Annotated in this window: 14 protein-coding genes; 3 read left to right on the forward strand and 11 right to left on the reverse strand. The window is 58.2% G+C overall.

All coding sequences use genetic code 11. The annotated features are described in order from the left end of the window. Positions 1–276: 276 nt before the first annotated feature. The 11 genes from EKD03_RS13330 to EKD03_RS13380 form a co-directional block, all read right to left on the reverse strand. Positions 277–966, reverse strand: coding sequence for an esterase/lipase family protein (locus EKD03_RS13330; protein ID WP_174842872.1), 690 nt, complete (start codon positions 964–966; stop codon positions 277–279). Between the two features lie 14 nt (positions 967–980). Beyond that, positions 981–1,661 (reverse strand): esterase/lipase family protein, encoded by a 681-nt coding sequence (locus tag EKD03_RS13335; protein WP_129631630.1) that lies wholly within the window; start codon positions 1,659–1,661, stop codon positions 981–983. 209 nt (positions 1,662–1,870) lie between these two features. Next, entirely contained in the window at positions 1,871–2,470 is a 600-nt protein-coding gene (locus tag EKD03_RS13340) for a hypothetical protein (RefSeq protein WP_129631633.1), read from the reverse strand. Positions 2,471–2,522: 52 nt separating this feature from the next. Then, positions 2,523–3,410, reverse strand: a complete 888-nt coding sequence (locus EKD03_RS13345; RefSeq protein ID WP_129631636.1) for a hypothetical protein — start codon at positions 3,408–3,410, stop codon at positions 2,523–2,525. A 2-nt stretch (positions 3,411–3,412) separates the two neighbouring features. Then, the gene (locus tag EKD03_RS13350; RefSeq protein ID WP_129631639.1) at positions 3,413–4,405 is read right to left on the reverse strand and encodes an alpha/beta fold hydrolase; all 993 of its coding nucleotides are present in this window, start codon (positions 4,403–4,405) and stop codon (positions 3,413–3,415) included. A gap of 408 nt (positions 4,406–4,813) precedes the next feature. Then, on the reverse strand, positions 4,814–5,914 hold the full coding sequence (locus tag EKD03_RS13355) for an ArsA family ATPase (RefSeq protein ID WP_129631642.1): 1,101 nt from the start codon (positions 5,912–5,914) through the stop codon (positions 4,814–4,816). Between the two features lie 66 nt (positions 5,915–5,980). Continuing rightward, entirely contained in the window at positions 5,981–7,225 is a 1,245-nt protein-coding gene (locus tag EKD03_RS13360) for an ArsA family ATPase (protein WP_129631645.1), read from the reverse strand. A gap of 93 nt (positions 7,226–7,318) precedes the next feature. Beyond that, entirely contained in the window at positions 7,319–8,833 is a 1,515-nt protein-coding gene (locus tag EKD03_RS13365) for a hypothetical protein (protein ID WP_238613515.1), read from the reverse strand. A 67-nt stretch (positions 8,834–8,900) separates the two neighbouring features. Continuing rightward, positions 8,901–10,121: a hypothetical protein gene (locus tag EKD03_RS13370; RefSeq protein WP_238613516.1), complete on the reverse strand. Its 1,221-nt coding sequence runs from the start codon at positions 10,119–10,121 to the stop codon at positions 8,901–8,903. Positions 10,122–10,183: 62 nt separating this feature from the next. After that, on the reverse strand, positions 10,184–10,426 hold the full coding sequence (locus EKD03_RS13375; RefSeq protein WP_129631648.1) for a bacteriochlorophyll c-binding family protein: 243 nt from the start codon (positions 10,424–10,426) through the stop codon (positions 10,184–10,186). Positions 10,427–10,499: 73 nt separating this feature from the next. After that, positions 10,500–11,699 (reverse strand): ArsA family ATPase, encoded by a 1,200-nt coding sequence (locus tag EKD03_RS13380; RefSeq protein WP_129631651.1) that lies wholly within the window; start codon positions 11,697–11,699, stop codon positions 10,500–10,502. A gap of 631 nt (positions 11,700–12,330) precedes the next feature. Here EKD03_RS13380 and EKD03_RS18450 point away from each other — a divergent pair. From EKD03_RS18450 to EKD03_RS13395, 3 genes are all read left to right on the forward strand, one after another. Then, complete coding sequence (locus EKD03_RS18450) at positions 12,331–13,635, forward strand: VWA domain-containing protein (RefSeq protein ID WP_161569263.1); 1,305 nt, start codon at positions 12,331–12,333, stop codon at positions 13,633–13,635. Further along, complete coding sequence (locus EKD03_RS13390) at positions 13,628–14,494, forward strand: FHA domain-containing protein (protein WP_161569264.1); 867 nt, start codon at positions 13,628–13,630, stop codon at positions 14,492–14,494. The genes EKD03_RS18450 and EKD03_RS13390 overlap by 8 nt, the downstream gene beginning before the upstream one ends. A 230-nt stretch (positions 14,495–14,724) precedes the next feature. Next, positions 14,725–15,168, forward strand: coding sequence for a HesB/IscA family protein (locus EKD03_RS13395; protein WP_129631660.1), 444 nt, complete (start codon positions 14,725–14,727; stop codon positions 15,166–15,168). Positions 15,169–15,302 lie beyond the last annotated feature (134 nt).

Consider the following 15,302-nt stretch of genomic DNA (forward strand, 5'->3'; position numbering starts at 1 on the left):
CATGCCCTCCACACCATGCGTTTGTATTATAGTACAAAAAAGGGATATTTCAAACAACAACCATCAACGTAACTGTTCACACTTGGGGTAAGAAATCCCATCATCGCCGGGTTTCCCGATCATCCCGTAGGGGCGAAGCATCGCCCGCCAACCTCGTTCGAGTTCCCCTGCCCTATGGAGGGCGATGCTTCGCCCCTACAATGCCCCGTAGGAGCCATGTGGCGCATCCCAGATTCTTTTTTGGCGGCGAAGCCGCCAAAAAAGAACAAAAAGCTCTTACAACACCCGATCCCAGAGCGGTAAACCGGCTGGTTCACCATACCAGGGCTGCCCATGGAAGGGCGAGTGGGTTAATTCGGGTACGACCAAAAATTCCGCCCCACTCAGTGCGGCACATTCTAGGGTCGTAACGCCATCGCCCCAGGCGTAGTCGGCTTGTGGGCCAGAGACGCGCCGGTAACTGCTGCTCGACATGCGTTCGACGATGTTTCCCTTGGGATTGCCCTGAATGGCGCTCCCAACTACCGAGGTGTAGTGAATTTCGGGGTAAAACGCCCCAGGGTAGGTATCGTTGATGAAGCTTACCGAAGTGCGCGTCCAATATTCGATACTGTGGTGGGGGGTTCCGAGCATAATCAGGCGCTGAACATAACGTCGCCCAGCGTAGATCTCGCCACAATAGGCTTCTTCGCCCAGGTACATGCGCGCCACACTGCCACCCACACTGTGCCCCAGGATCGTCACCTTCTCGGCTCCGCTGCGCTCTAGCGCCTGCTGCACTGTGTCGCGCAGGTGATTGATCACCGGGCGAAAGTCCCAATCGCGGGTGATCGCCCAGCGCAAACGACTGATCGGAGTAATCGAGACGTCGTAGTTGTAGGGGGCGGCCTCAAGGGCTTGGGCTAGGTTGACGAAGTCACTTGGGCCGGTCAAGTAGCCACCGATGATCACAAGTGGTTGTCGCATCTTGCCTCGTTCCATCAATCAAACCAGAGTGGTATCACATTTCGCGCACCATACCAGTTGCTGGGCGCGTTGTAGGGTGCGTGCCGTGCTCCCTTCAATACCAGATTATCCGCACCGGCGAGGTAGCAACTGACGGTTGGGATGATCCCATCGCCGATCTGCTTCCCACTCCCAAAGGCGGTCTCGTAAGATTGGTAGGCCAGCATCTCTTCGAGGTTGCCGTACTTGCGCCCCTTGACGCTCTCGCCCGCAACCGAACGATATTGGATATGCTCGTAGAAGGCCCCAGGGTAGAACTCGTTGACCTGACCAGCAAACTCCTTGACCCAGATTTCATACGTTTCGTGGGCGGTGCCAAGGGTGGTGAGGCTGGCTACATAGCGCTGGCCATCATAGGTGACACCGGCGAAGGGCAGATGACCGAGATAGGCACGCGATACCCGCCCACCGGCACTGTGGCCAATCAGATCGATGCGATCCGCGCCCGTTTCACGCAGGGCGAGTTGGACGGTATTAGCAACTAGATCAAGGACTGGGCTGAAGTGGGGATCGCGTAGAGCAGCCCATTCGCGGCGGCTAATATCGGTGATGTAGACGATGCGGTTATAGGGGGGAGCAGCGAGGACACGGGCCATCGCAGTGTAGTCGGCGGGTGATGAGAGCCACCCACCTACGATCACAACCGGCCGGTTCATAGGTTTTCTCTTTGCAAACACTGATGATCTGGTAGGGATGAGACTTCATGGGCATGAAGTTTAGGGCTGCTGCCCTAAAACCCACGGTTGGGGCTGCGCCCCAAACCCTTTTTTTCTCTGCTGTTGGCGGCGAAGCCGCCAACAGCAGAGAAAAAAGTGTTTTGCGGGGGAGGCGAAGCCTCCCCCGATCCCCACCAATGGTTGATTGACTACGCTTCGACTTTGATCGGGGTCTCTTCTTGATCGCCGTTGGCAACCATCACCTTGATCCGGCGGGGCTGGGTGCCAGGGGTACTCCCGCTGGGCAGCAGATCCGTCACCGTCTTGATCACACTCTGACCAAGCTTAACCACGTCTTCGGTCTGGAAGAGGAACCAGCGGCTATACATATCGAAGACGCTGCGCGAGGTGCTGACAAGCTCTTTGCTGAACTCCTCAACTCCCTGAGGTGGTAACGCACCATGGACAAAGCCCTTCAGTGCGCCAGTGATCGAGAGCACATCGAATTGCCCCGAAACGGTTGGGCTACCGCCATTCCCCGTTGCCGGCTGGAAGGTTGGGGCACTGTAGCCGGACGATGCGGGTGGTGTGTACCCCGACATGTTCGAGGCTTGGAACGACGGGCTGCTCGGTGGTGTCCAGCCGCTGCTCGGAGCTGCTGCCGGAGTTGATTTGGCGACTGGGGCCGAACTGTAGCTTGCCGAACTGCTGCTGCCTGTGGCTGGAGCATCATCATACTCTAGGTTGAGGAAGCGACGCAGCCCTTCTGGCATCCAACTGTACGGCTTCTTCTGTTCATAGTTGCTCATAACTCTACCTCTTCATTGCGAACAGATGGCGCGATGCGCCGGTCGATCATCCTTATGAACCAAAAGCGAGCAACCGCCGCCGCTGGCGGGTGTGCGGTGCAAAACAGAAGTCGATGATCTGATCCAGATCGTCATTGGGATAGCGACGATCAAGGGTGGAGATCGACTCCAGCACATAGCTCAGTTGATCCGGCGAAATCTCGCGTGGACAACGCACAAACTGCTCGATCAGGTGGCGACGATAGCTCAGGCTGTAGCGCAAGCTGACCACGGCGAGATGGTTTAAGATTGCATCGCGCAGTTCAATGTCTTCTGTATAACGCTTCAGCCAGCGACCCAGACCGAGGTGTTCGCTGCGATCAAGGTAATAGTTTACCAGATCTGCTAGCCCAACGTCGCTGGTAATGTCGGCAATCTCTTCCCAGCGTTTATGAAACGATTGCCGCCCAAAGCTCGAAATATCACAGATCTGGGTGATGAGGTTACTCGCGGTGTAGTAGGGTTCACGCTCGAAGGTGCGCTGGAGCCCCGCTTCACGCTCGGCCAGCAGCGAGAGTGCTTCGCGCAACACCCCATCGCTATGGTCGTACCCCCCGTGGCGCATGTGCATCTCGTGGGCCAACTCGTGTAGGGCAATCCCCACGCTCCCATCTTCGTCCCAGCGCCCCAAAGTGACAACCGAGCCACTACTGGGCGAGAAGCTGCCGCTATCGCTCCAGGGACTCATCGCTGCCACATTATCCATGGCCTCAAAGACAAGGCGCTGCTCAAGAACACCGGGGGTAAGGTTATTGCCCCACATCTGGGTTGCCAGACGGCGTACTTTACGTGCCATCTGACCCGGACGGTAGGTATATTCACCGACCTGCAACGTTTGGTTGCCAGCTTGTTCCATGTCAATCAGCATGCGCTGGCCGCCGGAACGGAAGAGTAGTTGCATGGTTACCCCCTTACACCACGTAGAAATAGGCGCAGGATCTGTACGACCTGCTCAGGTAGCTCAAACAGAATCAGATGCCCACACTTTGGCACTTCGAGGTAGGTACCGTGTTGGGCTAAGGCCATCAATTTTCGTCCATCGTTGGGTCGCATCACCGGATCGCCCGCTCCGGCCACCAGCAGCGTGGGCTGTTTCACCCGCCGCATCTGTTCGGGGACGGCATCAAGCACTTCGCGCCGGGCAAGCTCGTGGGTCGAGATACGAATCGCGGCTGGTTCGCAGTAGCGTAGGCTAAGCGTACCGAGCTTAATATCCCCAATCGTGGGCGTATTTTGGGCCAGAACCAGCCGTGCATAGATGAAGGGTAACGGCCAGAACCCAGTCCGGGTGATCGGGCGCAGAATCCGGTTGAAGATCGTATCGAGGGTCATCGGCAAGATAGATGACGCCACCCGATTATAGTTCATCAAACTAAAATTGAAGAAGGTGAGCGAGCGCACGCGATCAGGAGCCGTGGCTCCATAGTGCAGTGCGATGAACGCCCCCAGTGAGAACGAGGCCACATGCTGGGGTGCCAGGTGCAGTGCATCGCCCAATGCCTGTAGATCCTCACTGAAACCCGCCACGGTATAGCCATGTGCCGGGTCATTGTCGGAGAAGCCGTGGCCCTTCAGATCATAGTTGATCACCCGATAGCCTGCCGCCGCCAACGGATCGATGATATGGTGCCACCAGAAGGCCGAACAGTCCCAGCCATGCACCAACACCAGCGGCTCCCCATCACGCGGGCCAACATCCTGGTAGTGGTGAACCACCCCATTCAGTTTAATGAACTTGGCGCGTTGTAGTAACTCGCGTTCATGCTCAAGACGGCGACGCTCGCCATGGCTGAGTTTCCCGGCCAACTTCGCCTCAACTTCGGCGCGGTACTCCTCATACTTCTGTGTCGGCAGCGTTGAGTTTGTGGAGGGCGCGGTCATGATCTGGCCGTTCATAGATATATCCTGCCTTTAGGCGCGGAAACCCACGAGCTTTAGCCGTGGGAGGAGTGCCCCGCTTGAGCGGCTTTAGCCCAGAGTTGTACAGACGTTCGATATGTAGTAGAAATGTTCTGTACGAGGCACCCTGTCGCGAAGGATTGCAGGGCAAACGGTTGGTACATACACAACTGAACCTTGGCGGTTCCATCGGGGAAACCTCCGATGGGTAAAAGGTTGAAGGTGGACGTTCCTTCGACGTGCAACCGCTGCCGGGTTCGCCCGGCAGGGCCTCGGTAAGCAGGCCATACTACTCGGATGCCAGTCGCTCATCGGCTGGTAGCGCCAGAGTAAAGCCCAAGTCCTTTAGGCTTGGGTAGCTTACTGCCAATCTCCGTCAAGAGCAACGCATAGATCGCTGTGTCGTTACTCAACCCACAGGCGCAGCGACTCACCCTCAACACGGGCACGCAGGCGGCCACCTTCACTCAGACCAGGCAGTAACACATGGCGGCGGAGTTGACCGATGCGGATGACCACCTCTTCGTTGGCGATGGCGATATCGAGTGCTTTCGCATCCAGGAAGGGGATACCGAGCCGCAATTCCCGTTCGCCAACAGCGGGGAAGGGGGTTGGTGTCCCGATATCCCCATCGCGGTAGAGCGCAGCACCGCGCAGTGCCCAGGTATCGCGGTCGGCGGGAGAGGTGGGAAGCGGCCCAAAGTGCAATGCTGGCCGATAGGGGCCAGCCTCTGGGCTGAAGGTGTGGCGCAGATCGGCCCCGACCTCACTGAGATCAGCGGGGACGATCACCTTATCCGTCGCGGTGCCATACAGCCCCAAGGCGACCAGATCATTGCGGATGGGGGGCAAGTGCAACTCTTCGGGAGTGGCGACGAGGCGTATCCGCGCCCCCGTATTTGCGTTGAGGCGTGCGCGATGCTCCTCAAACTCCGCCCGCAGATCCTGGAGTGGTGCGGTGGTACTTGGCGGGATGAGCGCTGTGGGAATGATTGCCGTCTCTTGCGACGTGCGCGAACGACCGGGGCCACGGTCGAGGCCAAAGACGAGCCGCAACAACCAGCGCATGGTATCGGAGAGTGCCAGGGCACGCACCAGAGTGTCAGGAGCCGGGCCATCAACAACGAGCAGATCGAATTGTTTGCTCTGAAGCGTGCGGGCGGCGACGAGGAGGGCGCTAACGGCATCAATTCCTGGGAAACAGGGGATCTCATCGCTGCCAATATCGCGCAGGCGTGAGGCCAAACCACTGCGCAGCGAAGGGCGAATCTGTTCCCAGCGATTCCCGATCTCATCAAGCGGGCCGATTTCGACCGCCGAGAGATTCGGTTCAAGCTCCAAGGGATGCGTGGTCAGATTCTGCGCCAGGAGGGCACCGATCAGATGATTTGGCCCAGTCGAGGCAATCAGCACACGCTGACCGCGCCGTGCCGCGTGGACTGCGGTGGCAAGGGCAGCGGCGCTCTGCTGAACCATCGTATGGCCGGAAAAGATCAGTATTTGCATAGTGTTGCGTTACAAGTGTTGAATATTGAGTGCCCAACACTCAACACGCAACACAGAGCGTTGGTGTTAGGCGGCTTCGACACGCATATTGTCGGCAGACTTGGGCGTTCGTTCGGATTGATCATTGCTTGGACTTTCAAAGAATTCCAAGCGCAGCACGCCATCTTCGTAGCGATTCTTCCCCAGGACACAATCGTAGAGGATGCGTGGCAGGGAAATGGTTCGGTGCAACCGCCCGATGGTCAGTGTCAAATCCGGGCCATTGCGCACAATCTCAATCGCCTCGTTATCATCAATAAACGGCAATCGCAGGCAGAGATCAAAGAGCCCCGGTTCACCCTCATCATTCCACTGGTCGAGCCAGATCGGACGATCTTCAAAGAGGAGTGCCCCCGGATCGGCATCGCCAAAGGTGGCACGACCAATTCGTTCGAGCGCCTCCACCCCAATCGGTTCACCCTCCTGCAAGACCGTGCGGAAGATGGGGGTGGGCGTAAAACTGGTATCAATCTGTTCGAGGTAGCCCTGCTGGAGTGCCACCCAGTAATCAAAATAGGGGCCGAGATCCGAGCGCCGTGGCAGGATCTTATTGACCATAACAGCATCGAGCATCAGGCCATAGAGATTGATGAAGGTATAGGCGCGGCGCGTTTCGAGGAGCGGCAGTTTCTCAGGATTGAGCACCAAGCGCAGGCTGACATCGCTACTCAGCAAGAAGTTTGCGAGGCGCTCCATCTTATCGAGCAAGGTTCCCACCTCATCGAAGAACCGATCCTCGGGCAGATCGCGGCGGAAGGGGCGGGCCACATTGGCAATCCCGCGATAGACGCGGAAGAACTTCTTGCCCACATCCCCACCGATGATCAGTTCGGGGTACGCCAAAAGGCGCAGGGTATTGCCGGTAGGGGCGGTATCAAGAATAATCGCATCCCAGCGCCCACTCTGAGCCTCGGCCATCACTCGTTGCAGCGCGAGGATCTCATCAAGGCCGGGTTGATTCGCCAGTTCAGCCGCTGTGGAACGCTCAACCCCCCGATTGGAGTAGGTCGAGGTCACAAACTGCTGGAAGCCACTCAGATTCTGACGCCACTCATAGAGCGTATCAATCTCAAGCCCATACAGATGCGGGCTAATCAGCGTTGGGCGGTCGCGGCTAATCTCGACACCGAGGGCATCTGCCAGCGAGTGAGCGGGATCGCTTGAGAGCACGAGTGTACGCCGCCCCATCCGCGACAACAGCGTTGCCGTTGCGGCTGAGATGGTCGTCTTACCCGTACCACCTTTACCAGAATAGATAATGACTCGCGTCATGGTGCCTTCCGAGAAGTTACGCCCTTCCCGTGCAACCCCGCCCCACGCAAGCGCGGGGCGGGGCAGAAGCGGGAGTGGAGATAGGGGGCCACACTACGCATCATTGCTGACCGCGACCGGAGCCTGAGGTTGCTCTTCTGCTACAGGTGTAGGCGGCTCATCATTGCGTTTAATCGTCATGCGGCGTACAGGAACCCGTGCTGCCGCCGGTGTTGTTTCCACCGGCTCTGCGGCGAAGGGTGGGGCTTCGGTTGCCGTTGCGCCATTGGTTCGCTTCACCGCGACTTGTTGGCGTACCGCGATGCGGGCTGATGCGGGCATCGAGCGTACAACCGGTGGCGGGCTATCGGGCATGGCCTCATCTACCTCTGCCTGTTCGACCCGCCGGACATTAATGCTCCGGCGCACGGGCGCTTCACTCGGCACACTATCGGTTGCCGGTGATGGTTCTGCGTTCAGGATTTGGCTGGGCGGGCTGCGCCGGGGAGCGACGGCTGCCGTCTTGACCTGAAGGCGACGCGAGGCCGATGCTGGCCCGGCTGTACCTTCGCTATTCGGCAGTGGCTCAGTGAGACGTACTGCCGCACGCAGCATCGGAGCTACTGGAGCGAGAGGCCCTTTATCCACCTCTTGCTGCACTGCTGCCTGATAGATCCCCATCATCGCCGTGCGGCGCACCTGGGGATTCTGCAAGCCACTGACCAGATCGGTCGCGCCACTCATCATCTCACCAGCGCGGCGCATGCCCGTCATCAGGCGGCGCGGAGCCTCAAGGAAGAGTTGGATAGATCGGCTCATCTCATAGACGCTTGGTTGCTCCATCATGGATGGCAGCGGCGACATAGGCGAACCCGTATCCATTGGTGGCTGATAGGTTGGCGTTCCAGAGCCAGCCGGTTGGCTACTGCGGCGGCTCTCGTAGGCATTGATCAGATTGCTACTATTGGGTACCAACGGCTCTTCTGGCTCACCAAAGGCACGCTGCCACCAATTCTTGCGTCGCTTCTCAACCTGACGCGGTGGTGGGGGCGGCGGGGGCGGCGGCTCTGGCGCAAAGAAAGTCGCATGCTCGCGATCAGGTGCGGGGAACTGGTCTGTAAATCCACGGATGAGCGTCTCGCCGGAGACCCCGGACACCACCTGATCGCCGACCCAGGCGACCATATTGGCCAACGGGGTCACATCCTCAGCGGGCATATAGTCGAGGGTATTGGTAATCACACGCTCATCTTCGGCCTGCCCATTTGCCGCGATCCCCTTGACGACAATCCGCCGACTGCGGGGAGCGATGGGAGCCAAGCGGAAAGCCAGGATGACGCGGCCATGCCAAGGGTCCCACGTCTCAGCGCGGGCCACATCAACATCCTTCCAGACGAAGGAGTCAACGGTATCATTAAAGAGTCCCCGCGCCCATGTCACAAGGCGCTTATCAGTCAGCGCCACAAAATCGGAGAGTGCGACGCCGCCGATACGTCGGCGATTCTCGTCCAGCAGGACACCGTCAAAGATGGCCAGCAGCGTCTCATCCTCTTCGAGGATACCGCGATGGCGCAACTCATCGGCGCTCGCTGGAGTCACATGGCTGCCGAGGTACGGTCGGATAATCATCGTCTACCTCCATAGGACTGCGGGCAGGGGCGGATCGGCGGCGGCTAGCCGGATCTCCAAGCCCATACTAGGATCGGGCTTCATCAACATCGGCATCGCCGGAACCGCTGATCGAGACCGGGGGGCGCGGCCCGGTTGTGCGAGGACTAGCACCATTATTGGCAGGCCCGCGACGGCGCAGCGGGATCTCACGCCGATCCGAATTGGTTGGAGCGGGTTCTGGTGCTGCGGCTTGCGGTGCGGGGGCAGACGTCTGGCTCCCAGGTCGTTCGCGGTTACGAAACGGTATCTCGTGGTACTGCATCGCTGAACCCTGTGCGGCAGGCTCTGGGGTTGGTGCAGAACTTGGAGCGGCGGCCTGATAGGGTGTCGGTGCTGGTGCGGGGGCTGGTTCGGGCGCAGAGCGACCAGTTTGGCGATTGATAAACGCCATCGCCATCTGCTGGGCACTCGGATTGGTTGCGACAGTCTGCATCAACTCATTGACGGCCCGAATCGTCTCAGTCAAGTCACGCAGACTGGTCGTATTCAGCGCATTGAGGTCAAAGGGCAGATCGGCATCACGAATCGAGCGACGCAGCGTATCCCAGGCTGAACGTGCCAAACGACTCGCCGCATAGATCCGTTCTGGGGGCAGACTGACCAATTCTTGGTTAAAGCCAGCCACCGGCGTGAGTTGTTGCTGCCCAGACGCACCAGGCCAACGATAGGGCGACTCACCGGGGCGGAGGCCATCTACATGGCCATAGATCTGTTCACTCAGAACAGCCAGAATATCGGGGCCAGCCTCACGCGCACTAATACCAGCGTTCAACAGATCGCGGGCAGTCTCGGACGCATTGCGCAGCAGCGCCATGCCAGGCTGAAGATTGGCAACTGGGAGCAGAGCGAGCGTAAAACGCTGTTCGCCTTCATCTTCCTCAGCATCATCAAGTGCGACAAAATTGAAGATGATTTGGGCGTGGAGCGGATCAAGCCCTTGGCCCTGAATCGAGGCCAATTCGGCAAGAGGGAAGGCGTAGCAAATATGACCGCCGTAGTCACGCGCCCAGAGCAGAATGCGCAGCGTCGTGATCAGGCAGTAGTCATGAAGCGTGGGTCCGCTCAGGCGTTTGCCGTTAGCATCCAGCAAAACACCATCGAGTGCGACGAGCACCTGCTCATCACGCTCTAGCAGCCCCAGCGTCTCAAGCTCTCCGAGGTGGGCGGGGACGACCGTATGGCTATAGTAGAGCAGGTTGATCATCAGGGTGGTATACCAGGATACAGGATACAGGAGATAGGGCATAGGAGACAGCGAGGAACTCCTCGGCTGTCCCCTGTTCCTAACTCCTGTACCCTACAGCCCGACTAGCGATTGAAGCGCGAGCGAATGCGCTTCGGGCGGAAGCTGCTCACGGCCGGGGTGCTGAACGAACCCTCGCCGCTGCCGCTGCGGGAGATGCCGGGGTATGCGTTGCGATTGATGGTCTCAACGGCTGCCGACGTTGCCTGCAGCGCATTGGAAACCCACTGCCAGTGCCCCTGGAACATGATGTCGCCAATTTGAGCGACTTGACCAGCGGACTCAGAGAACCAGCCTCGAGTGGCCATACAAATTCCTCCTTAAAGGTAGACCGGACGCTCCTCATTATAGGCCACGGGGCGGAGCCCCGGTAGACCCCTGTTATCGGGTGATGCCCTGGGGGGCGTAGAAGGGTACGATCAGCCAAGAATCTTCCATCTCGGCCTGGCCTGCCTCCAACCCGGTTAGGCTGAGCGGCAAGGTCATAATCCGGCGGAAGTCCCCAATCTGCACCACGAGCTCATCGCCGTTCTGGAACAGATCGAGTTGGCTGACATCAGCGAACGGCAGCTTAATCCGTACTCGGTAGCTGCCATCGGGCGCTTTGTTGATGTCCATCGGCGATTCTTTGTAGACAATCGCCGCCGGGTTCACGTCCCCGTAGACATCACGGCCCATTATTCGCAACTTCTCGATACCGACTACCTCTTCGGGGTAGTACGGTACATGGCGGATCGGCAACGGATTAAACGAGTGGTGAACTTCCTGGAGGTAGCGCTGCTGCACATCCTTCCAGTGGTTCAGATAACCGCTGTCTTTGTCGACCGGCAGGATCTTGTTCACCACCACCGTATCGACCGTCATCCCATACATCGAGAGATAGGTCAGAGCGCGCTGGCTCTCTTTGATGACCATCTTCTCAGGGTTCATCACGAGCCGGACAGAGGTCTCTAGCGGGTTGGTCAGGATTTCAGTGACACCAACCATCTGGGCGAACATGTCGTCCACTGCCTCATAGACCTCGGTGGGGGCGATCATTTTGTTGAGCGACGGGTTGAGTTTACTCATTGGCCGTAGCAACGGCTTGATGACAAACTTCTCCGCTCCGCGCAGCATACCCATTGCCCACTTGAAGGTCTCAGGTGACGAGAGCAACCGGAGGGTTTCGCCCGTTGGCGCACAGTCAACGACGAGCAGATCGTAGTCGCCTTCGTCGCGATGTTTCTTAATGCGGATGAGCGGGAATGCTTCTTCCATCCCTGGAAGGATGCTCATCTCATCAGCCAGCATCCCCTCAACCCCTTGCTCGATCATCAACTGGGCAAAGTGCTCACGCACAACACCCCAGTTTGATTCAATATCATGGTGAATACTGACCTCAAGCGCATCTAAGTGCGAGGTGATCTTCACCGGTTCTGGCCCCAGTGAGCCGTCAATATCGAGCGAGTCGGCCAAACTATGCGCCGGGTCGGTACTCATAATCAGAGTTCGGAGACCCATGTCTGCGGCCCGCAGCGCGGTTGATGCAGCGACACTTGTCTTGCCTACGCCGCCCTTGCCGGTAAAGATAAGAGTACGCATGTGTGCCTTTCCAGGATCGGGATGTACAAATGATCAAATGGGGCTAACGGGTAGCCCGAGCCAGCCATGCGACGGCACCACGGTCGCTAGAGTGTGCGTTGCGATGATTGCTCGGCTTTTTTTGCTTAAATGCCAAAAGCGACTTGTCTCGAAATTATTGTCGTGCCTTCCTGACTGTGCTGCAATAGTACCACGATTGCGTAGCAGTGTCAACCAAAATAGCTCTTGTCAATGGGCTATGGCTATGCTGCGCGGTGTGGCTCTGACGCGGCGAATCTGCCTGTCCAGTCAGTCTAACGCACTGCATAAACAGGTGGATGATGTCATTATTTCCCGCTTTCTGGGCCAGTGTGTCGCCTGGCTGATGTCAACCTTTTGTACCCTCGGTTTGGGTCGTCGTTGTATGATTTGTAACCTTGCTGGCCCGATAGGTAGTTATTTTACAACTCTATGGAACTCTCTGCGGCTCATGAACGTCATACTCTTATGGGCTATGCAGAGCGAGGTGGTGCATCGAAATGCCGTGCTTGGTTCGCTGATGGCTCACATTTTGGGCGTTTGTAGTCGGTCGTTCGATGTGCTTTGTATTGCTATGGTTGAGATTGGACTACTTTTTGGCGGGAGGCTGCTCATGCGTCCACGATCCGTGCTCTTCTCGGCTGGATTGTTCATTTTGGCGCTGCTGATCGGCCTGATATTGTTTATACGTCAACCCACCGCAGAGCAACCTGGCCCAGCGGATCTGATCCGGGTGACTCAGGTTGATACGAGCGCTTACCCAGCGGTAGCGCTCTATGTCACGGTGCGTGATGCAAGCGGGGAGATGCGGCGTGACCTGGGTGGGTATGACTTCCACATAATAGAGGATGGGGTTGCCGTCGAACTAAGCGATTTTGTTGGTGCGGGGGGGAGTGCGATACATACCGTGCTGGTGGTTGATCGTTCTGGCAGTATGGATGAAGGCCAGAAGATGGTGGGGGCGCGGCAGGCGGCGCAGGCGTTTGTGGGGATGCTGCGCTCTGATGACCAAGTGGCGCTGATCGGGTTTAATGATCAGGTGGCGGTATTAGAACCCTTCACTGCGGATCAGATCGTACTTGATGCGGCCATTCGGCGTCTGCGTGCCGAGGGGGGCACCGCCCTCTACGATAGTATCGTGGCGGGGGTGGATCTGCTGCGCGACCAGCCGGGGCGACGAGCGCTGGTGGTGTTGACGGATGGCCAGGATTGTCGTGATCTGGCGAGTTGTCCCAATGATGTTGGGAGTTCGATTTCCCTGAATGCTGCGATTGCGTATGCCAATGCGGCCAATCAACCCGTGACCGTCATTGGTCTGGGGGAGCGCGGCAGCCCAGGTGATGATGGGATTGATGAGGCGGTGTTGGAGCGGATTGCGGCTGAGACGCGGGGCAGCTATGCGTACAGCCCCGATGCGGTTGCACTGGCCGATCTCTACCGGCAGATTGCGGGTGGTTTGCAGAGTGAATACCGGCTCACGTATCGCAGCCCGCGCCCCTTCTACGATGGTACCCGGCGTGATATTCGGGTCGAGGTGGCGGGTGCGCAGGCGGTGGCGGCCTATACGGAGCGCCATCTGATTGCTGTGACGGCGCATCCGTTGGTGGGGTTGGCGCTCTTGTTGCCCTTGTTGAGCTTGTTAGTCCTGCCGACGTGGTGGCGCGGGCGGGCAACGTCGCGCCCACCAACGATCTTGCCCATAGAGGAGGCGCAGATGCCCGCCGCTCACTGTGTGCAGTGTGCTGCGCCGTTGCGGGCCGGGGCGCGCTTCTGTGGGCGCTGTGGAACCAGCCAGCCGCAGCCGGAGCCAGGACGGCGCACCTTCTGCGATATGTGTGGTCGCCCGCTGGCACCTGGAGCCAACGTCTGTGCGGTGTGTGGTGAACCAGCCCATGCACGGGAGCAGAGCGATGAGTAAGCAACTCCAGATCTACTACTCGGCGGTCTTTGGCGGGTTAGGCGGTTTAGCCAGTTGGTGGCTGGTGGGGAGCGTCGTTACGCAGACCTGGAGCATCTGGGCGGCGGCGGCCTTTGTGGGGGCGGGGTTGGGTGTGGGGATTGGCGCGTTTGTGGCGGCGGCTGATGGTGCCATGATCAAACGTAAACCCCAACGGGCCTTACGCGACGGTCTCTTGGGCGGTATCGCCGGATTGTTGACCGGGGCATTGGGGATGGTGTTGGCCCAGTGGCTCTTTTTGGTGCTGCTGGGCGGGTGGATCGGGCGGGCGCTGAGTTGGATGTTGCTGGGTCTGTTAATTGGTCTGAGCGATCTACTGGTTCACCACCGGCTCCAGCGGGCGGCCTATGCTGGTTTAGGTGGATTACTGGGCGGCTTGTTGGGCGGCCTTCTGTATGAAGGGTTGACGCAACTCTTTTTGGCGCAGGCCGGAATCGTACAGATGGTACTGAGCGGTATTGGTCTGGTGCTGATTGGCGCAGCGATTGGTGCCCTCATCCCCATGGCGCGCCAGGTCTTTGCGCACGGCGAACTGCGGGTGATTGCGGGCGAGCAACAGGGTTTGGTGCGTGAGGTGACCGACACGGCCACGATTGGGCGTTATGATGGCAACGACCTCTATTTGCCTGATGCGGGTGTGGCGTGGCGGCATGCGGTGGTGCGGCGGGCGGACGGCGGTTTTGTGTTGGCGGTGCTGCCCAATGTGGATGGTCGGACTCAGGTTGCTGGAGTGAGCCTCGATCCGGGGGCGGTGTGCTCACTCCAGCATGGGGATCGTATTCATATTGGTGGTGCCGAGCTGGAGTTTGTGGCCAGGTAGGACTGATACCGCCCCTTTTCATAAGTAAATACTAGTCATTCGCTCAAAATCTGGTATACTTCTCTAAGGAATCTCCCGAAGTCGTGATCATTGGTTTGGGGTGGCGGTGAAGCTCTTTCAGCGATGGGATCGTGAAGGGTGACTGACCATTCCGATGATGACATGTTGGGGCGAAGTAGGAATTTCTAGTGCGTACTTTCGGGTACGTGGAAAGCAGCAGGTACCGAGGTATGACGATGACCGAGCAGAATCTGGATGCGCAGACTGTGGCTCAGCCGATGATTCAGTTGACTGAAGCTGCCCTCGATAAGTTGGTGGCTATGCAGCGCGAGCGCCAGGTGGAGGGTTCTTCGCTGCGCGTGTTTGTGCATGGTGGGGGTTGCTCAGGCTTTGAGTATGGCATGATCTTTGATAGCGAGCCGCGTCAAGAGAATGATCATGAGTTTGTGGCCGGAGCGCTGCGTGTCCGGGTAGATTTGCAGAGCGCCCTCTATTTGACGGGTGCCTCGATTGATTTTGTGGTCGTTGAGGATCGCAGCGGCTTCAAGATTGATAACCCCAATGCGGTCACCAGTTGTGGTTGTGGTCACTCCTTCCGTACCGCCGATGATAATGGTGATGAGGAGTGTTGTGGCGATGATGCGTCGAGCGGCTGCGGTAGTTGCTGCGCCTAGCTTCTGATACGGTGACTGGAGAGAGTTTGGCTCTCTCCAGTTTTTTTTGTTTAGGTATTTAAAAGTTTAGATGTTTTTAATTAATATATCTTTACGGTAGGATGACTATGCTATACTTCGGGGCTAGATGAGCA

The sequence above is a fragment of the Candidatus Oscillochloris fontis genome (assembly GCF_004138135.1).
GTDB classification, from domain to species: Bacteria; Chloroflexota; Chloroflexia; order Chloroflexales; family Chloroflexaceae; genus Oscillochloris; species Oscillochloris fontis.